Below are 18,717 nucleotides of genomic sequence, written 5' to 3' on the forward strand. Positions count from 1 at the left end.
TGTTTTTTCATGGGCTGTGCCCCTCCACCGCCTGGTGCCGTATCTCACCAATGAAGCCACTTTGCCATGCTGTCCGTGTGCCAGATTGAGTTCATGCGCCACTTCAGCGGCATGCAGTTGGTACAGGCAAGAAAAGCGTGGCGCAGGCCAGGGTGCATTCCCTTAATAACCCCATCATACTATACATGGTGAGATGACCGTGCCAGACATTGAGCTCAGCGGCGTCGTCAAGAACTACGGAAAGACTACTGCCCTCAACAGCATATCCTTCAGGATAATGCCGGGGGGAGAGGTACTCCCTCCTGGGCCCCCCCAACGGGGGGGCAGGGAAGTCCACGACACTCAAGCTCATAGCGGGCCTCCTCGAGCCTGACATGGGTGACGTGATGGTGGGTGGCCACAGGGCCGGTTCCAACGAGGCTAAGGCACTGATAGGATACCTGCCAGAGGACGCCATCCCGTACGGTGTCCTCTCCGTGAGGGAGAATATAGAGTATATGGCGGCACTCAGGGGGGGCGTCAGCGACCCAGAGGCCAGGACGGAGGAGATGCTGGAGATACTCTCGCTCAAGCAGATGGAGAAATACAAGGTACAGAAGCTCTCCAGGGGGGGAAACAGGCAGAAGACTGCCATTGCAATGGCACTGATCCACAAGCCCAGGATAGCCATACTCGACGAGCCGCTCAACTACCTTGACATACCCACGCAGGAGCAGGTTGTTGACTTCCTGGAAAGCCTGGGAGCAACCTTCCTGGTGTCAACCCACATCATGTCCATCGCGGAGAAGCTCACTGACAGCGCCATAATAATCACGCACGGGAACATCGTGTACTCCGGCCCCCTGGACAACATAAGGAAGTCGACCGATGAGACCATAGAGAGGGCAGTGGCGAGGATGATGGAGGATGAGGTACACACTGAATAGCCTTATCCTGAGAACGAGGTTCACCAGGGGGGGGTTCCTGGCACTCACCGTCCTCCTCCTCCTTTATTCAGGTTTGATAGGCTTCTTCAGCCCACACAGCAATGATGATGTGATATACGCACTGACTTTCACGGCCTTCCTCTTCCTGGTGATAGGGGTCAGTGGCGGCGTCGCTGTCAGGAGGCCGGACAGGGACTTCCTGTTCACCATGCCGCTTGACAGGAGGAAGCTCGGTTCCTCGCTTCTCCTGGCACAGTTCCTGACAACGGGAGTCTCCGAGGCCTACTTCCTCTTCGTGATCTTCAGGTTCCTGGGTCACCCCCCCATTGCCATAGGGCTGGCCGTGGTTGCCCTCATTGGCACTGCCGGCATGCTGACAGGAGTGGGCATAATCAACTATTCCCTCACCCTGCCCAGGAGGGTCGTCGTGAGCGCGGTCATGGCCCTGCTCGCGCTGAGCCCACTCCTTGGCTTCCGGTACTCCTTCACAAGCCCCCCCCTGGTCTCCTATTCCCCCCCGCGGCACGGCTGTTTCAGCTGCTCTCGGCTCAATCTTCCTGGCCTACTCCTACAGGAATATCACGAGGACAAGTTTCGCGGAGGGGGGGCCTCAGGCTCTCTGGCAGGGAAGAGTTCAGGAGCGAGATGGGCTTCTCCGGCCTCACCCCCCCGAGGAGGGCCATAGTCCGCAGGTACATGAACCTCATAGACATCAGCTCCCGCTCGAGCGCCGGCGGCAGCATAAGGGTCTCGCAGATAAGGAGCAGCACCAAGGCCATCGTGCTCTTCTCTTCGGCGGTTGCAGCGGTCTACGCGGCCGTGGTCCTCACGCTCCCCCCCTCTGCCAGGATCTCCTTCGGCAGTGACAACTTCAACATAATCACCTTCCTGTTCAGCGGGTATGTCAGCGTGATACTCCCTATCCTGTTCTCCCAGGGCGCCATATCGAACGAGAGGCTGTGGGCCGGGCCCATGACCATGGACCTGGCCTCCTATTTCAGGTATGCAATGCTCTCAAAGATGGCCCAGTCATACATAATAATGGCGCCATTCACCGTGGCCAACGTTTTCCTCTACTTCATGGGGGGGCTGCACTTTGCGCTGAACTCAGTGCCGGTATTCCTGGGCATATCCCAACTGCTGTGATAATATATGCGTTCCTTACTGCAAGGTACGCCCCTGTGCAGATCACGGACAGCGAGTTCATGTCGCAGACCTACAGCGGGAGGCAGTTCCTCCTGGTACTCCCGATGCTTGTCCTCTACCTCCTCGCCTTCGTCTCGGTGGCCTTCCTCACCTTCGGGCTAGCGGTGTCCGCCACAATGTACTGCATAACGGCCTACATACTGGCCAGAAGGAAGCTCTGGAGGCACCTGGTGAACATGCTCACCGAAAGGGGGGGTTTTGTCTGAGAGTGCGGGAGGATAGTTTATCCAAAGCGCCGCAGTATGTCCGTGAGTGTCCATGGCCATGATTAGGGTAGGTCAACCCAGCATTAGGGTGAGCTGGGCCTGGTATGACCAGGCATCTGGCATAGTTGAGTGGAAGTTAAGGAACGTGGGGGGCGGCAAGGGCTCTGTCATACTGATCAGGGACGGGTACGTGTTCGGTGGGGGGGCCTTCTGGCCGGTGTACCTGAAGGTCTTCGGTTTCCCGGTAACCATGGACGATGCCCCGCTGGTCAACATGGGGGGCCGGCCAGGAACAACCCACCGCTTGGTGTCCTCACAGACCCTGACGGCCACGGTCAGGTGGGCTTCGTCTTCACACTCTCCGCAGGTGAGGCTTACAGCACCCTGGAAGGCGGGTTCAGCACCGAGTTCACGCCAGATTCCTTCGGCAAGATAGAGGCAATCAGCGTGATTCCTGAATCCGTGCACACGTTCATCATAACATACAACGTGAGTGCACAGTGCGAGCAGTACGCATCACAGACGGGCGAAAGCATAAGCTGCCCCGAGAACCCTGTGAAACTCAGATCGATGTTATGGAGGTCTGGGGGAGGGCTTCCCCCCCATACCTTTCATGGACGATATAGTGCAGCTGAGCTAGTGGGCGTTAGCTCCGGCGAAACCGCAACGTCCTCCTCCTTCTTGGAGGGCGGCGTGAAGACCGTTGTGCCCAGCCAGTAGATGGTCTTCATCAGGCCGAAGAAGCTGTTCAGCTCGATCCTGCTGAACTCCCTTGCCTTCTGGCCGTTGGTCTCCATGAGCTCCTTGAATATGCCCTCGATGTGGCTGAACGTCCTGTCCATTATCATGTTCACAAGGTACCTGACCGCCCCCCCGTTGCCCACACGCCTCGTCATGTATGGGAAGACCTGCCTTGTGACCTCCAGGTCGTGCTTCCAGGATACGTAGAGGAGTTCCCAGTACTTCTTTGGCAGCCTCTCCATGACCGGGAACGGGTTCTGCCTTATCCTGGACGTTCCCATGGGTATAACCGGCAGCGGGAAGACCCAGGCCCTCAGCTTCTCCGCGTATATGTCCTCGACCATCTCTATGCTCTTCTCCACATCCTCATCAGTCTCGTCCGGATAGCCTATGGTCATGGTGTAGCATGGCGTAATGTAGGCATCGTTAAGTATGGCCGTGGACCTTATTATTACGTCCTTCCAGTCTGCGGGGGGGTCCACGGGAACGGCTTGCCCCTCATGTACTTGGCGATTATCCTCTCGCTGCCGTTCTCCAGGCCGACCACAGGGGGGGCCTCAGCCATATACTTGTCGTACTCCGCAATGTGCGATATCTCCTCCACCGTCTTCGGGCTGTCCAGCACCGCCGGCGAAGATATGTGCGGGAAGAATATCTGCTCCGCTCCCGCCTTCTTGACAGACTCGAAGAGCTTGACCACCGCCTCGTGGTTCGTCACGAGCCTCTTTGCGCCGTAGAGCAGTATGTCGTCTGTGAGAAGTTCTATGTTCCTAGAGCCGTGCTTCAGGTTCAGCTCGACCTCCTTCATCACAGATTCCAGGGGGGGTATTGTCCTGAAAGTCTCGGGCGTGATGGAGCAGAACTGGCACCCCCCCCTGGGGGCAGCCCCCCCTTGTTACCTGAACCTCCCCCCCGAACCTGGCAGGCTTCACTATGGTGGGTATCTGCTCCACCTTCGGGTCCCTGCCCTTCATGTCCCTGGGCAGCTGCTCACCGTTGAGGGCCTTCCTCACCAGTTCCGGGAGATCGACCTCGGCCTCCCCCCCGTAGAATATGGTGTCCACCCATTCCGGCCTCTCAAGCGCAAGCTGCCATGTTGCGGGCCCCCCCCTGCAAAGACCTTGAAGTTGTAGGCCCTCTTGAGCCTGGCGATCTTCTCCGACAGCTCAGTGAAGAACTGCGCTGTCCAGGATGGGCCTCCGCCAAACAGCATGGTGAGCTTGAAGGCAACAGGGCTCAGGCCGAGGGGATCGTGGACAGTTATACCGAGGAGTTTCGTATCTGGCCCCCCACGACCCTTTCAAGGGCCTCTGGGGGGCGAGACTACAACGTCGTTGAAACCGGCATTAACTAGGACTGCCTCGACCTTCCTGAGCGCGTAAGGGGGCCACCGTAGCCTCCCCCCCGTTCCTGTGGTACGCGTTGGGCGGCGTGAACATCTTGTCCATCATCAGCCTGGGGGGGACAAGCCTGGCCGGCATGCAGGCCACGTAGCCGAGCGTTGACACTCCAGCGTACTCCGTGAATGAGCCCCCCCTGTCTGCGGTGAGAACTATCCTGGCCATGTTGCAATATTATACTTCAGTAAATATAACTGTTTTGAAAACGGGAAACATAGATGTCATGGATTTATTACTGCGGCGCAGGTGAGCCCCCCCGTGACCTTATATAGGATATGACGTTGTCTATTATCCTCTCCCTCACCATGGATGGGTTGCGCCATGAGAAGAGTGAGGCTCGAGGTAGCATGAGAGGGCGCATTTGTTGCAGCTCCTGTAACTGTCCCAGTCTATGGAGGCCCAGAGCTTCCTCAGATCCGTCTCCCAGACCCTCTGTGTTCCGGAATACTCATTGAGCACGTAGCACGGCGTCACGACCCTCCCTGCGGGTCTATGTTTATGGTAAGCCATGGCTTGCATTCCCACGGGTCATTATGGTACCATGAGTTTATAACGCTCATGAAGTACTCCTTCGACTCCACTATGGGGGGGTACCCCTGCTTCTTCATCTCGAGGAGCCTCTCCAGCACACCGCGGAGCCTCTGTGCATCCGGTGACATCTTATCCGCTGTGGAGTAATCGTATGCCACCTGGAAGCTGACGGAAACGCCCAGGGACCTGCCTAGCTCCACTATCTCCTCCGCCTGGTGCATGTTCTCCCTGGTAATCGTACTGCTTATTGAGACTGGAAGGTACTTCGTGGCCTCCTTAATGCCCTCTACGGCCTTCTTGAAAGAGCCCGGTATGCCGCGCAGCCTGTCGTGGAGCTCGCCTATCCCGTCTATGGATACGAAGAGGTAGTCCAGGTAGTCCTTTATGTCCCTGGCCCTCTCTTTCAGGAACCATCCATTGGTTACCAGGGACGTGTGGAACAGTGAATGTGATGCGGCCAGTATGTCCTTTATATCCCTCCTCAGAAGCGGCTCACCGCCTTCAAAACCCATGAACGAGACGCCGAAATCTGCAAGGGCCTTCAGCATGAGCTTCTCCTCTTCCAGGCTCAGGAGCTTCTCGTCCTGGCGCCTCCAGAACGGGCACATCTTGCACCTCAGGTTGCACGTGTAGAGCAGCTTGTGCCCGGCAATGAAGGGGGGGCGCTTCTCAGACCCCAGGGAGGACAGCTGCCTCCTTATGCTCCTGAGGACCACCTGCTGGAATAGACCCATGTGCTAACCAACACATATCTTTATTCATACTTTTCCATAGCAATAAATATCGCACTGAGTAAAAGGGTCAAGAGTCGGCTTCATGCGTGCGCACGCGTGGTTTCAGGGCCAGTGGGACCTAGGCCTTCTGGGCCTCAGAGTAATCGTGCAGGACTGTCCTGCGCACCTTCCTCCTCTCGAAGAAGCCCCCCCTCAGGATCACACCTACCTCCCTGTTCTTTTGCAGGCTGGTGGATGTGAAGTTCTGGGAGCCTATGAAGGCAAAGTCCCTGCCGACGATGGCCTTGGCGTGCATGTAGAGCTTCTTCGCGTCCATGAGCCTCACATGGACATGCGATTCCCTCAGGAGCTCCGCGTTTTTCCTGTCACTGGCGCTTATGGTGGATGGCAGCACAAGCCTCACGTGGCGCCCCCGCTTCCTGAAGGCCTCCATCACGGGCTTCGAATCGCCGATCTCCTCCGATTCTGCGATTATGGCCCTCGAAACCAGGGATGAAACGGATGTTTCAGAGCCCGGAGACGTTATGATCTTTGGGGTTACCCTCGGGGTTTCCTTTCCGTCCCAGTCGGAGTTGAACAGGGATATGAGGGATTTCCTTATGGCCCTGTCCTTGGTTATGTAGATGAACTCACGGTTCCTGCCGAAAGCAGCGGCTGTCATGTTGGCTGTCCCTATGAGGGCCTGCCTCTCGTTCACCATGTACTTTGCATGGTCGAAGACGCCGGGCCTGTCGAACGCTGCCGGAGACCTCCGTACCTTTGCGCCCGACATATTCAGTGCCTTCACCTCCGCAGTCACGTCGCTGTCTCCGTATGGCCTCCCATCGTAAATGATCCTGACCTGGGCACCGCGCTTTATTGTGTCCGAAACTGCCTTCAGGACATCACTGTCATCGATCAGGTAGAAGTTCATGAGGAGGAAACGCCTTGATGACCTGATGAACCTGAGCACCGGCTCCTTTCCATCATCAGGCTCAACGTATACAGGCATGGAAGGCCAATTGGTCACCTTTTAATTAATGATCTCTCCGAGTGGCAACCCCCCCCTGGGTATTATATGAATTTACAAATATATTAAGACGCCGAAATTTTCACAAACATTCTTACCTCAGTGTCCCAGTGCCTTAAAGATTTCCCCCCCATAGATACCCGACATTTTGTTTCCTTTGTGGAATATTCATAGATTTAGTATAATTCATAGATCTAATACTCACATGATAGGGACACCAAAAGCACCACTTTATAAAGAGACCGGAGCAATGATCAAACATGAACTTAGGGACGGAGAAGAGGATCTACGACCTGGGAGAGGGTGGCATGCACCTGGTCCACCTGCTGGGTGGAAAGGGGGGGCAGGCCTGGCGGAGATGAGGAGGATGGGGGGGCTGCCTGTTCCTGCGGGCTTCACCATAACAACCGCGGAGTGCACGAGGTACCTGAAACACGGCAGGCTCGATGAGGCCTGGTGAACGAAGTCAGGGAGGCCATGGGGGGGAGGCTTGAGGCGGCCACCGGAAAGAGCTTCGGCAGGGGGGGCCAAGGCCACTCCTTGTATCGGTGAGGTCCGGGGGGGCGCCAGTGAGCATGCCAGGAATGATGGACACTGTGCTGAACGTTGGCCTCAATGAAGAGACCATGGAGGCAATGGTAGCCCTCACCGGCGACAGGCGTTTCGCCCTGGACAGCATGAGGCGCCTCATGCAGATGTTCGGCACCACTGTACTGGGCATTCCTAAGGAGGAGTTCGATCGGGCCACACTCAGGGTTGCCAGGAACAACGGGCCTGGGAGTGCAGACATGATGGACCTGGATACGCTCGATGGCCTGGTAAGGGAGTTCGGTGAGGTCTACAGGAACCATGGCCTGGAGTTCCCACAGGATCCGTACAGGCAGCTCTTCATGTCCATAGAGGCGGTTTTCAGGTCCTGGAACTCCGACAGGGCCAGGGCATACAGGGAGATCAATGGGATAGACGATGGGATGGGGACTGCTGTAAACGTCGTGGAGATGGTCTTCGGCAACATGGGGGGGGAAGATTCTGCCACAGGGGGGGTGGTTTTCACAAGGGACCCGAATACAGGGGGGGAGAAGAGGCTGAGCGGTGAATACCTGGTGAACGCACAGGGCGAGGACGTCGTGGCCGGTATAAGGACGCCAGAGAACGTCTACGGCATGGAGAGGCGCATGCCCGGGGGGGCATTCAGAGACCTGGTAGAGGCCTGTGACAGGCTTGAAAGGCACTACAGGGACATGATGGACATAGAGTTCACAGTGGAGCGTGGCAGACTCTACCTGCTGCAGACCAGGGTGGGCAAGAGGGCGCCGAGGGCTCACCTGAGGATAACGCTGGACATGTTGAAGGAGGGCCTGATATCCGTGGAGGAGGCTGTGATGAGGGTGGAGCCAGAACACATAGAGGGGGGGATCATGCACCCAAGGGTTGAGGATGGGCAGGACGGATCCGTGATCTGCTCGGGCCTTGCGGCTTCACCGGGGGGGGTTGCCACTGGAGAGATCGTCTTCTCCTCGGACAGGGCCATAGAGCTCTCGAAGCAGGGCCGGAGGCTGATCCTGGTGAGGCCGGAGACCACGGCCGACGATGTGAGGGGGGCATGGCTGCCAGCGCCGGGTTCCTGACGCAGAAGGGAGGGATGACCTCTCACGCTGCCGTGGTCGCAAGGGCCATGGGAAAGCCAGCCGTTGTGGGCGCAGAGGAGATCGAGGTGGACCACATAGGGGGAGTGCTGAGGGCAAGGGGGCCTCACCCTGAGGGAGGGAGATGTGGTGACAGTTGACGGCACCACTGGCAGGGCTACATAGGCGAGGTCAGGGTCACGGAGGTGGCGGAAAGAGACGATATTGACGAGTTCCTTAGGGTGTGTGACAGCGTCAGCAGGCTCCAGGTGTGGGCCAACGCGAACACGCCTGAAGAGGTGGCCCTCGCGAAGAGAAACGGTGCGAAGGGCATAGGCCTGGCGAGGACGGAGAGGATGTTCCTCGGCAACGACAGGATCGGTGTTGTGAGGGCCATGATAATGAGCAGGGACAGTGAGGAGAGAAGATCGTACCTGGACAGGCTGCTCCCCCCCATGCAGGTAAGCGACTTCACGGAGTTCTTCAGGACGATGGAGGGGGATGCCAGTGATAATAAGGCTCCTCGATCCGCCCCCCCTGCATGAGTTCCTTCCGGAGAAGGAGGAGATACTCGAAAGGCTCTCCGGGCCAGCTGACGGGGGGGAAAGTGCGGCGGAACTCAAAAAGATGCTTGAAACCGTCAGAGACCTGGAGGAGTTCAACCCCATGCTCGGTTTCAGGGGGGGCTGCAGGCTCGGCATAATACACAGGGAGATCTACGAGATGCAGGTCAGGGCAATAGCCAGGGCCGCTCTCAGGGTAAGGTCAGAGGGGGGGATCGAGCCCAACGTCGAGATAATGGTGCCACTGGTTGGCCATGAGAACGAGATGAAGGAGCTGAGGGAGATCATAATGAAGACGTTCTCCAGTGAGGACTGAGGGGGGGAGGATAAGGTACAAGATCGGGACAATGATCGAGGTGCCCAGGGCCTGCCTGGTGGCGGACAGGATCGCGGAGTTCGCGGACTTCTTCTCCTTCGGGACGAACGACCTGACACAGATGACCTTCGGCTACAGCAGGGACGATGCAGAGGGGGGAAGTTCATAAGGCAGTACATAGAGAGAGGAATACTGAGGCATGACCCGTTCACTTCCATAGATCTGGACGGTGTGGGCAGGCTCATGAAGATCGGGGGGGTTGAACTGGGCCGGAAGACCAAAAGGGATCTGGAGATAGGCATCTGCGGTGAACACGGCGGAGATCCGGAGAGCATAGAGTTCTGCCACACGATAGGCCTGGACTATGTATCTGCCTCGCCCAGGAGGATACCCGTTGCGAGGCTGGCTGCAGCGAGGGCTGCCATAAGGAGCGCGATGGGGGGGAGCAGGGAGTCCTGAGGATTTCAGTCAGAGTGCCCATGAGCAATCAAAACCTAAGATCTTTATTCCATTCTTTATTCCATTTTGTTCGCTGTGCGGTGCCTGGCTTGGTGAGGCAAGGCTGGAAACTGGCCCTACAACTACCGGGCTGGGCATGGGGGGGATAAGGGCCCGGGCGCCCCCCCGGGATACAGTGGAATCCGGGGGGGAGCGTGCGGGCAGAGACTATGAATGACTGAACTTGCTACTGCAGCCCTGCCCTCCTCGCATTCTCCCTGCAGAACGACCGGAATTCCTCCCAGTTCTCCAATATCCCTTTTATAACTACTGCACCATTGAGCTCGCTCCTAGATGCGACCAGGAGCGTCACCGTGTCCATCCGCCTCAGCCCCCCCTCGAGCTCTTTACTGTGGCAGAGCTCTTCCCTGTACCTTTTCCTGAACTCATCCCACCTGGCTGGGTCATGTGAGTACCAGCGCCTGAGGGCGTCACTGGGTGCAATGGACTTTGCCCACAGGTCCATCCTCAGGGCATCCTTCTTCATCCCCCCCCTCGGCCAGAGCCTCTCCACAAACACTCGGTAACCATCTTCCTCAGAAGGTGCGTCGTAAACTCTCTTCACCATGACGCGAACCATACAACATTACATGTAGCCCCCCCAATTTATAAAGTCCGGTGATCTGGACTCACCAAGTTAAGACTGGGCACGGTGCACAGGGTGTCGCAATACTTCCATCCATCTAAACCGGTAAAGCGTACGTTTATCCATCTCCAGCGCCCCCCCTAGAAACCTGCCTTGCACTTACCCACATGCCCCCCCCGATGGTCTACTCCACGGGTCTCCCTTCAAAAAACCAGTATGCGGAAGCCGGGATTCGAACCCGGGTTAAGGGCTTGGGAAGCCCCCCCTGTGATGACCACTACACTACTTCCGCCCATCTCCAGAATGGCAAGCCATTATTTATAACTATACGCAGCGATAAATTACCACCCGTACCAGAAAAACGCTGCAGGCAAACCAGGCTTCGCAATAGCGAGAGGCCACACCCCTGAGCGAAAAGTGTAAGTTGGCGCTCTTCTCCGCACTGGAAAATTATAGGTGCGGGACTGGCACCTCAGTACCAGCCCCCCCTTGCCTTCATTGCGTCGGCCACCCTCTTCACAGATATTATGTAAGCGGCCGTCCTTGGGTCAACGTTGTACTTGTTTGCAGTGTCCAGCACGTCGTGCGTGGACTTGGTCATCTTCCTGTCCAGCTTCTCGTAGACCTCGTTCTCCGTCCAGTACTCCCCCCCTGTCTGGTTCTGCACCCACTCGAAGTAGGAGACTGTGACTCCGCCTGCGTTGGACAGGAAGTCTGGGAGAAGCAGCACCTTGTTCCTGTACAGTATCTCGTCCGCCTCTGGAGTGGTCGGGCCGTTTGCCAGCTCCAGCACTATCTTGGCCTTCACCTTGGATGCGTTCTTCGCAGTGATCTGGTTCTCGATCGCCGCGGGTATGAGTACGTCCACCTCGCTCTCGAGCAGCTCCTCGTTCGTTATATCCTCCGTACCCGCAAGGCCCTGCACGGTTCCCGCCTTCTTCTTCTGCTCCATGAGCTTTGCGTAGTCTAGCCCCCCCTTCGGCGAGTAAACGCCTCCCCCCCTGGTGTCTGAAACGGCAACTACCTTGGAGCCGAACATCTCCCTGACCAGCTTCACGGCGAACTGCCCGGCGTTCCCGAAGCCTGTATCGCAACTGTGGCCTTCGATAGGTCAAGGCCGACCCTCTTTGCAGCCTCCCTGAGGACGAACATGCCACCCCCCCTTGCAGTCGCGTCACCCCCCCTGCCCAGTGAACCCCCCCAGTTCTCTATGGGCTTGCCGGTTATCACGCCCGGTGCAGAGTGCCTCACGATCGTCTCGTACTCGTCCATCATCCAGGCCATTATCTGCGGTGTTGTGTAAACGTCCGGAGCAGGGACATCAACCTCGGGACCGATGAAGTCCGCTATTGCCCTTATGTAGCCCCCTGCTCAGCCTCTCCAGCTCGCCCTGGCTCATGCTCTTCGGGTCGCATATCACTCCTCCCTTCCCTCCACCGAGGGGGGAGGTCCATGACAGACGTCTTCCATGTCATCCAGGCAGCGAGTGCCTTAACGGTTGAGAGCGTCTCCTCAGGGTGGAATCTTATACCGCCCTTGGCTGGTCCCCCCCTCGCTGTGTTGTACCTTACCCTGAAACCTGTGAAAACCTTCGTCTTCCCATTGTCCATCTTCACGGGTATGCTCACCTGGAGCACCTTCTGTGGCTGGCTGAGTATGGCCAGCGCCTCTGGGTCCAGGTTCATCACGCTTGCAGCCTTGTTGAGCTGCTTCAGCGCTATGTCAAAAGGATCCAGATCCTCCCCCCCATCTGCCCTCACTCCGGTCTTCACTTTGCCGGATATCTGGACATTTTCCGTCATGCTTTCACCACATGTCCCCCCCAAATGAGGGGGACACATGGGCATGGCATGAGAGCCATTAAACTTTTCATGCGACTTATTTTACTGGATCTGCTATGACATGACATGATGTCTGCGACAACTGTCCACGACAGTGGCCGTACGGTGAAAATATTCCAAGCCGATGGGCAGGAGGCCAGGGTTAAACCTGCATTTTATATGGTATATGAAAGACGAGGCAAGATCCATGCTTATCATGATATACTGGAAAATATACATCACCTGTACCGCGGCGGGAAGAAACTTTTATGCTGGCATCACGCATGGTGTCTGCATATCGCCACACAGTGCTATAAAATTCACTGGTCTGTTGTGGCCTTACTCTGGAGGAGAATGACATGGCAGAGCTTCAGGAGATGGGACAGATGAGGTTGACCATTTCAGTAAGGAACCTCAGGGAGATCGCAGACCTCCTCAACACGGTCGTGACGGAGGCCAAACTCAAGATAGACCAGTCCGGGATCACTGTGAAGGCCGTTGATCCCGCACATGTCGCAATGATCAGCCTTGAGATCCCCAAGGGCGCTTTCTCAGAGTACCAGGTGGAGAGCGAAGAGGAGATCGCAATAGACGTCGAGAGGCTCAAAAGCGTGATAAAGCTGGCGAGCAGCAACGACAGTGTGACCATGAGCAAGGACAAGGAGAAGCTGAAGTTCGAGATAGGCACCATAGCGAAGAGCATAGCGCTTCTCGACAGCCAGGCGGTGACCACGCCGAGGGTGCCACAGATCTCTTCAGATTACTATGTGGTGCTTAACAAGAGCGAACTGGAGAGGGGGGGGCTGAAGGCTGCGGAGGACATATCAGACGCGGTCAGGTTCACACTGACGCCCGATGAGTTCAGGGCAAGGTCCGTCTCCGATTCTGAGGAGAGCGAGCTCAGGCTTCCCAAGGACATGCTGAAGGAGATAAAGTGCAACGTTACGATAAAGAGCTCTTACCCCCCCCTTGAGTACCTGCTGAAGTTCGTCAAGTCGCTAGCAAGCGCGGACGTGATAAAGCTCAGCTTCAAGGACGACTACCCACTGTCCATAGATTTCAACTTCGGCTACGGAAAGGACGGCACGCAGGGGGGGGCTATAAAAGGTACATTCCTGCTGGCCCCCCCGAGGATGGAGCAGTGACACTACTTCACCCTCATCAGCACAGCGACTGCAATTATCACTGCGATTGAAACCACCATCATTATGAGTCCGATGAGTCTCTGCGAGCTCATATGGACGCATACCTGCATGCCGCTTAACTCTTTTCATCACTGAACCCAGTTTTACAAAGCATCCCATTGGAGTAAGGCTGCAAAGGCATATGGTTGCACAGGCGTTATGGTGGAATCCCGACTTAGTCATTTCCGACCGGTAATTTCAGAAACACAGATGCCAGGAATTCCTGAATTCACAACGGGCGCGAGGGGATTTGAACCCCCCCTGATCTACAGCTTAGGAGGCTGTTGCCGTATCCAGGCTAGGCCACGCGCCCACAGAGAGGTTAAGGCACTGTGATATTTTAAAGTTTCACGACCTCCCGGAAACCCATATTAATCTTATCGTGATCCGATGTCCCATGAGTGTCAGCATCGAGGTAAATGGCTGGGAAGCGAACCTGAGGTTCTCAGCCGCGCACTTCATACCGGGCCTGGGCAAATGTTCTAGGCTGCATGGCCACGATTATGCAGTCTCTCTCAGGATCGAAGGTGAGACGAGGGAATCCATACTCATGGACTTCATACCGCTCAAGGCTGCGGTCAGGGAGGCTCTGGAAGAGGTGGACCACAGGATACTGATACCCACCAGGTGCCCCCAGGGCCGATGTCAGGAAAGAGGGCACGAGCATAAGGGTGCAGTGGGAGGGGGGGAAGAGCATGACCGTGCCTTCATCAGATGCTGTCCTCTGTGACGTCACGGACACGAGCAGCGAGGAGCTCTCCGGCTTCATCCTGAAAAAGGTAATGGAGAAGGTGAAGTTCCCTGATAACATAAGCAGGGTCTCCCTGTGCCTCTACGAGGGCCCCCCCGGGCAGGGGGGCATGCAGGGAGGTGGCGCTCCAGTGACCTCAGCGCTCGTGCTCCTCTCAGGTGGCCTCGATTCTACCACGGTCCTTGCCTATGCCCTGAAAAAGGGCTATGATGTGGCCACGCTGAGCTTTGACTATGGCCAGAGGCACAATATCGAACTATTAAGCAGCAGGAGCGTGGCGGATTTCTACGGCGTGGAGAACACGGTCTTCAAGATCGACCTGAGGCAGGTGGGCGGGAGTTCGCTCACCTCGGAGATGCCTGTGGAGAAGAGGGACATAGAGAAGATCGGTGAGAGCGTGCCCAACACGTATGTGCCCGGCAGGAACACCATATTCCTGTCAGTGGCGGCAGCCATAGCCGAGGTTAGGGGGGGCATAGACAGGATCATGATAGGCGCCAACGCAATCGACTACTCCGGCTACCCTGACTGCAGGCCAGCATACTTCAGTGCGATGGAGAGGGCACTCTCTCTGGGCACGAGGATCGGAAACGAGAAGGGGGGGTTCCACATAGAGGTGCCGCTGCAGTACCTCTCAAAGGCTGAGATTATAAGGCTAGGCTCCTCCCTGGGGGCGCCATACCACCTGACCACTTCATGCTACGAGGGAAAACGCCCAGCCTGTGGCCGATGCGATTCGTGCCAGCTCAGGCTCAGGGGGCTTCATGGAGGCGGGCCTAAGAGACCCGCTGGAATATGAGAGTTTTCCAGAATTCTACAGTGAATACCTGAAAAAAGGGAGGCCCTGAGGGTCAGAGCTTCCCGCTCAGGAAGGAGTCAACCTTCTGGCAGTTGTTCTTCACTGACTGCACTGTCTTGTTCCAGAGCTCCCTCTCCTCCTGCGTGAAGTCTATGTCGTAGATCTCCTCAACGCCCTCCTTCCCTATCTTTATGGGAACACCTATGAATATCCCGCTGGCCCCCCCGTAGTGTTCAGCGTGCTTCCCTGACAGGTATGCGGCGCACGGGATCACCCTCTTCTTGTCCTGCACTATAGATTCCACCATGGCCAGGATTGAGACACCGGGTGCGTAGTAAGCGCTGCCCGTCTTCAGGAGGTCGACGATCTCGCCGCCGCCGAACCTGGTCCTCTTCACTATGGCGTCGATCTTTTCCTTGCTCAGGAGTGAGGTGATAGGGATGCCTGCAACGCTGGAGTACCTGATGAACGGCACCATGTCGTCACCGTGCCCGCCTATGACAAAGGCGTTCACGTCCTCAACGGATACGTTGAGCTCCTTCGCTATGAAAGTCCTGAACCTGGCGCTGTCAAGCGAGCCGCCGAGGCCCATGATCCTCTCTGGCCTGGCCCCGGTTATCTTCTGGATGGCGTAAGCCATTATGTCTGCCGGGTTTGAGACAACAACTATGACTGCGTCGGGAGCATACTTCTTTATATTCCTGCCCACATCCAGCATTATCTCAACGTTCTTCCCGAGCAGGTCATCCCTGCTCATTCCGGGCTTCCTTGCGAGGCCTGCGGTTACAACAACTACATCCGAGCCCTCCAGGTTCTTGTAGGCCTCCTGGCCCGGAGTTGTGAAGCCTACGACGTTGCTGTCGTATCCCCCCCAGTGCGGTGCGCCCTCCTGTATGTCAAGTGCCTTGCCCTCTGGCACCCCCCCCTGGACGACATCGAAGAGGTACACATCACCCAGTTCCCTTATGGCAAGGAACTGCGCCAGTGTGGCACCCACGTTTCCAGCGCCTATCACTGATATCTTGCTTCTGGACATAAACAGGTATCCCTGCGGGAGTAAAAACTGTTTGCCCTCAGGGCTGAGGTGGTACGTGGAAATTTTCTTACAACCTGAGTACTGATGAAACCTTTAAATAAAAACTAGGTAATGGATAGGCACTCCATGATAGGCGTCTATGACGTTGATGGCAAGCACAGCGAGTTCGTGAAGCTTGTGCTCAGCGCTGGCTTCGAGGCCGAGGCTGTCACGGATATTGCCGGTACAATACCTGGCATGGAGAGGGGGGGAGCCCACTCATAATAGTCACAGGCACCGGTATCGGTGAAGAGTTGAGGGGCATCCTAGTCAGTGCGGATAGAAAAGTTTTTCCCATAATAGTTTACGATGGTAACGTTTCACTGGACGACATGCTCCTATACAGCTGTGAGAGTGTCAGGATCTCTGAGGGGGGGAGGTACAGGGAGGCACTCTCGGAACTGAAGAAATGCCTCGTGAACCAGAGGTTCAGGAACCTCCGGAGTGTGGACAGGACATCAGTTTACCTTGCCAAGAATGGCCTGTACCCTGGCATACCTTATTACACGGACCCGTCCAGGTTCGAGCGCTTCCTCGAGCTCCTCTACTCAAGGCACATAGACAAGTCAAGGGTACTGGTAGCATCAAGGTACAACCTCTCGGTTGACTTCCCCCCCGAACTCTTCAGTGAGGACAACATGGTGTGGGTTACTGATTCGATGGGGGGGCAACAGGAACAGGCCCGTGAACCTGTCGTTCATTGCGGACACCATTGGCAAGAGGGTGGCGAGCGGCAGGTCCAACATCGTGTTCCTGGACGTCTTCGACCTCCTCAACATGTACCACCCATTTTACGAGGTCAACCGGGCCTTCGAGCAGATAAAGAGCATATGCATAGAGAAGAACGCCTACTTCATCAACGCCATATCCAGGGAGGCAATGGACCCGATACAGTTCGGCCAGGTAACCAGGTTCGCGCAGCCATGGGATCCTGATGAGATCAGGGAACTAGACCTGGAGTCGGATGAGTGAAATGGCACAGCAGGACCTGATGGGTCAGCTCAGGGCCTTCTTTGACCAGCACTTCGGCAAGTCCCTGATCATAAAGGGCAGGCCAGGAGCCGGTAAGACCACATTCGCACTTGACTTCCTGGACATGATGAGGTCCGAGAGACCGGTCTACTACCTCCCAGCCAGGTTTGAGGATAGTCGGTACTCAAGACTTTCCCCCCCTGGGTCAGCGAGGCGAGGAACGTCGATACATCGGTGCCACTGACCAGGGTATGCACCGAATCTCTTGGCAGGCTGGAGCGAATGGTTGAGGAGGGCAGGTTCAACCCCCCCTCATCGCCCAACTTCTCCGGCCTCGTGGTTAACATAGAGGAGATGCTGCCAGAAGTGAAGGCCATGTACCACTTCGTTGACCAGCACATTGATTCGAGCCCGATACTGCTCCTCGATTCCATAGAGGCGCTGGCAGAGAAATATGAGATGAGCGACGCTGCGATCTTCTCACTGATCTACAGGGACCTGGTGGAGGGCTCCAACGCGAACCTGATCGTGATAATAGAGGCCAGGGAGAACCAGAAGCTCGAGTACTTTGCAGATGGGGGGGTGGTGTCCATGGACTACTCCACGGGGGGGGAGGGCTTCGTGATAAGAACCGCCACCGTGGAGAAGCTCAGGGGGGGGTGTCTGTAGGGTCATCCCCACAGTTCCTCTATTCGCTGAACGAGGGCAGGTTCAAGTCTTTCACACACGTGCCCATCGTATACCCTGCCGTCAGGATCACGCCGGAGGAGGAGACGGGGGGGGAGAGCAGTTCGAGGTGCCCATCTACGGTTTCGAAATAGAGAAGCTGACGGAGAGCAGCAGCCCCCCCTCGGTTCCCATAGGCACGCTCATAATGATCCACAGGGAGAGCACCTCCAGCCAGGTGGACCAGGTGGTCAACCTGATAAAGAACAACATAGCGCTCGGAACAGTCTCGGCAGGTAGGGGTGTCATGGACGTGACATCCAGCAGCTACGAGACCTCCGGGGTGCTCGTGAACTGCGTGGACGCGGAGAAGATGAAGAACTATGTCATAGCGGAGAAGTCAAAGAAGAACAACCCATACATAATAAACCTGGAGGGCAAGAGCCTCATAGACGACTTCCCACAGGAGGTGCTTGACTTCTTCATGTCCTATTCCGAGAGACCCGACGTTTACTTCTTCTCCACAGACTTCCTGAGCTTCGTTTACGGCGACAGTTACTATGGAGACCTTGTCAACCTGATCAACGACATAAGGAGTACCGGGATCGTTATACTGATCGCTGATCAGGACGCTTACGAGAGGCTAACCCACTACGCAAACATAACGATACACATTCGGGACTACCACGGTTTCGTCCTGGTCCACTCGAGGCCGGACGCGCTCTACCTCTCCATGCCAGATTACACCCAGAAAGGCTGGCCGAGGCTGAAGCTTCACATGCTGGTCTGAGCGACTTCAGAGACCTCCACGGAGCCTATCTTCCAGAGGCCTCCGGAGCACCGCCAGCCCTTCTCGAATATTGATATCATGACATCCATGACCTGGTGCGTGGCCCTGCGCATGGCTGACATGCAGTCCTCGTCCTCCACCCTGCAGACAACGACAACCCTGTTGGAGAGGATTGAGACTTCAATGCCCGCCCTCCCGGACAAAAGGGAGGAGATGAAATCCCTGTCTATGGCGCTGCCAGACACCAGTTCACCGCGCACAGATACGGCAAACATGCCGCCCCCCAGATAGCCCGGGAAGATTAAATTATGGTGGAGCA

At 56.5% G+C, this 18,717-nt stretch carries 16 protein-coding genes, 2 tRNA genes and 6 pseudogenes; 15 read left to right on the forward strand and 9 right to left on the reverse strand.

What is annotated here, in order from left to right; genetic code table 11:
* Positions 1-199 precede the first annotated feature (199 nt).
* From JCM13583_RS02995 to JCM13583_RS03015, 5 genes and pseudogenes are all read left to right on the forward strand, one after another.
* Positions 200-926: pseudogene (locus JCM13583_RS02995) on the forward strand (ABC transporter ATP-binding protein).
* Positions 907-1,611 carry a hypothetical protein gene (locus JCM13583_RS03000; protein WP_075056652.1) on the forward strand — a complete coding sequence of 235 codons (705 nt, stop codon included), beginning with the start codon at positions 907-909 and terminating at the stop codon, positions 1,609-1,611. Before JCM13583_RS02995 ends, JCM13583_RS03000 begins: the two are co-directional and overlap by 20 nt.
* Complete coding sequence (locus JCM13583_RS03005) at positions 1,572-2,072, forward strand: hypothetical protein (protein ID WP_075056653.1); 501 nt, start codon at positions 1,572-1,574, stop codon at positions 2,070-2,072. Before JCM13583_RS03000 ends, JCM13583_RS03005 begins: the two co-directional genes overlap by 40 nt.
* A complete protein-coding gene (locus JCM13583_RS03010) occupies positions 2,069-2,338 on the forward strand; it encodes a hypothetical protein (RefSeq protein ID WP_075056654.1) in 270 nt (89 codons plus the stop codon). Before JCM13583_RS03005 ends, JCM13583_RS03010 begins: the two co-directional genes overlap by 4 nt.
* A gap of 88 nt (positions 2,339-2,426) precedes the next feature.
* On the forward strand, positions 2,427-2,774 hold the full coding sequence (locus tag JCM13583_RS03015) for a hypothetical protein (RefSeq protein WP_075056655.1): 348 nt from the start codon (positions 2,427-2,429) through the stop codon (positions 2,772-2,774).
* 274 nt (positions 2,775-3,048) lie between these two features.
* Here JCM13583_RS03015 and JCM13583_RS03020 read toward each other — a convergent pair.
* From JCM13583_RS03020 to JCM13583_RS03030, 3 genes and pseudogenes are all read right to left on the reverse strand, one after another.
* Positions 3,049-4,644, reverse strand: a pseudogene (locus tag JCM13583_RS03020) (B12-binding domain-containing radical SAM protein); the annotation flags it as partial.
* A 67-nt stretch (positions 4,645-4,711) separates the two neighbouring features.
* Positions 4,712-5,744, reverse strand: a pseudogene (locus JCM13583_RS03025) (PTO1314 family radical SAM protein).
* Between the two features lie 118 nt (positions 5,745-5,862).
* A complete protein-coding gene (locus tag JCM13583_RS03030) occupies positions 5,863-6,735 on the reverse strand; it encodes a hypothetical protein (protein WP_075056656.1) in 873 nt (290 codons plus the stop codon).
* A 278-nt stretch (positions 6,736-7,013) separates the two neighbouring features.
* Here JCM13583_RS03030 and ppdK point away from each other — a divergent pair.
* Positions 7,014-9,716 (forward strand): annotated as a pseudogene (gene ppdK / locus JCM13583_RS03035) (pyruvate, phosphate dikinase).
* Positions 9,717-9,942: 226 nt separating this feature from the next.
* On the opposite strand, the gene JCM13583_RS03040 reads toward ppdK, so the two are convergent.
* From JCM13583_RS03040 to JCM13583_RS03050, 3 genes and pseudogenes are all read right to left on the reverse strand, one after another.
* A complete protein-coding gene (locus JCM13583_RS03040) occupies positions 9,943-10,335 on the reverse strand; it encodes a DUF488 family protein (protein ID WP_075056657.1) in 393 nt (130 codons plus the stop codon).
* A gap of 223 nt (positions 10,336-10,558) precedes the next feature.
* A tRNA-Gly gene (locus JCM13583_RS03045) sits at positions 10,559-10,633 on the reverse strand.
* A gap of 180 nt (positions 10,634-10,813) precedes the next feature.
* A pseudogene (locus JCM13583_RS03050) lies at positions 10,814-12,143 on the reverse strand (Glu/Leu/Phe/Val dehydrogenase).
* A gap of 404 nt (positions 12,144-12,547) precedes the next feature.
* Between JCM13583_RS03050 and JCM13583_RS03055 the strand changes: the two are divergent.
* The gene (locus tag JCM13583_RS03055) at positions 12,548-13,306 is read left to right on the forward strand and encodes a DNA polymerase sliding clamp (RefSeq protein ID WP_075056785.1); all 759 of its coding nucleotides are present in this window, start codon (positions 12,548-12,550) and stop codon (positions 13,304-13,306) included.
* 274 nt (positions 13,307-13,580) lie between these two features.
* Here JCM13583_RS03055 and JCM13583_RS03060 read toward each other — a convergent pair.
* Positions 13,581-13,658, reverse strand: a tRNA-Arg gene (locus JCM13583_RS03060).
* An 84-nt stretch (positions 13,659-13,742) separates the two neighbouring features.
* Here JCM13583_RS03060 and JCM13583_RS03065 point away from each other — a divergent pair.
* Together JCM13583_RS03065 and queC are read left to right on the forward strand one after the other, a co-directional pair.
* Positions 13,743-14,075 carry a 6-carboxytetrahydropterin synthase gene (locus tag JCM13583_RS03065; RefSeq protein ID WP_075056658.1) on the forward strand — a complete coding sequence of 111 codons (333 nt, stop codon included), beginning with the start codon at positions 13,743-13,745 and terminating at the stop codon, positions 14,073-14,075.
* A 130-nt stretch (positions 14,076-14,205) separates the two neighbouring features.
* Positions 14,206-14,944, forward strand: a pseudogene (queC, locus tag JCM13583_RS03070) (7-cyano-7-deazaguanine synthase QueC).
* 3 nt (positions 14,945-14,947) lie between these two features.
* Here queC and mdh read toward each other — a convergent pair.
* Entirely contained in the window at positions 14,948-15,931 is a 984-nt protein-coding gene (gene mdh / locus JCM13583_RS03075) for a malate dehydrogenase (protein WP_075056659.1), read from the reverse strand.
* A gap of 126 nt (positions 15,932-16,057) precedes the next feature.
* Here mdh and JCM13583_RS13720 point away from each other — a divergent pair, with 126 nt between their 5' ends.
* The 6 genes from JCM13583_RS13720 (at position 16,058) to JCM13583_RS03095 (ending at position 18,398) form a co-directional block, all read left to right on the forward strand.
* Entirely contained in the window at positions 16,058-16,195 is a 138-nt protein-coding gene (locus tag JCM13583_RS13720) for a hypothetical protein (RefSeq protein WP_171823396.1), read from the forward strand.
* Between the two features lie 378 nt (positions 16,196-16,573).
* Positions 16,574-16,942, forward strand: a complete 369-nt coding sequence (locus tag JCM13583_RS03080; RefSeq protein WP_162509305.1) for a DUF835 domain-containing protein — start codon at positions 16,574-16,576, stop codon at positions 16,940-16,942.
* Between the two features lies 1 nt (position 16,943).
* The gene (locus tag JCM13583_RS03085) at positions 16,944-17,186 is read left to right on the forward strand and encodes a hypothetical protein (RefSeq protein ID WP_075056661.1); all 243 of its coding nucleotides are present in this window, start codon (positions 16,944-16,946) and stop codon (positions 17,184-17,186) included.
* 38 nt (positions 17,187-17,224) lie between these two features.
* Complete coding sequence (locus tag JCM13583_RS03090; RefSeq protein WP_162509307.1) at positions 17,225-17,611, forward strand: hypothetical protein; 387 nt, start codon at positions 17,225-17,227, stop codon at positions 17,609-17,611.
* Positions 17,602-17,763, forward strand: a complete 162-nt coding sequence (locus tag JCM13583_RS13725) for a hypothetical protein (protein WP_171823397.1) — start codon at positions 17,602-17,604, stop codon at positions 17,761-17,763. Before JCM13583_RS03090 ends, JCM13583_RS13725 begins: the two co-directional genes overlap by 10 nt.
* A complete protein-coding gene (locus JCM13583_RS03095; protein ID WP_075056663.1) occupies positions 17,739-18,398 on the forward strand; it encodes a hypothetical protein in 660 nt (219 codons plus the stop codon). Before JCM13583_RS13725 ends, JCM13583_RS03095 begins: the two co-directional genes overlap by 25 nt.
* Here JCM13583_RS03095 and JCM13583_RS03100 read toward each other — a convergent pair.
* Entirely contained in the window at positions 18,383-18,673 is a 291-nt protein-coding gene (locus JCM13583_RS03100; protein ID WP_075056664.1) for a hypothetical protein, read from the reverse strand. The genes JCM13583_RS03095 and JCM13583_RS03100 overlap by 16 nt on opposite strands.
* Positions 18,674-18,717: the final 44 nt, after the last annotated feature.

This window comes from Thermogymnomonas acidicola JCM 13583, from assembly GCF_001316105.1.
Classification (GTDB): Archaea; Thermoplasmatota; Thermoplasmata; order Thermoplasmatales; family Thermoplasmataceae; genus Thermogymnomonas; species Thermogymnomonas acidicola.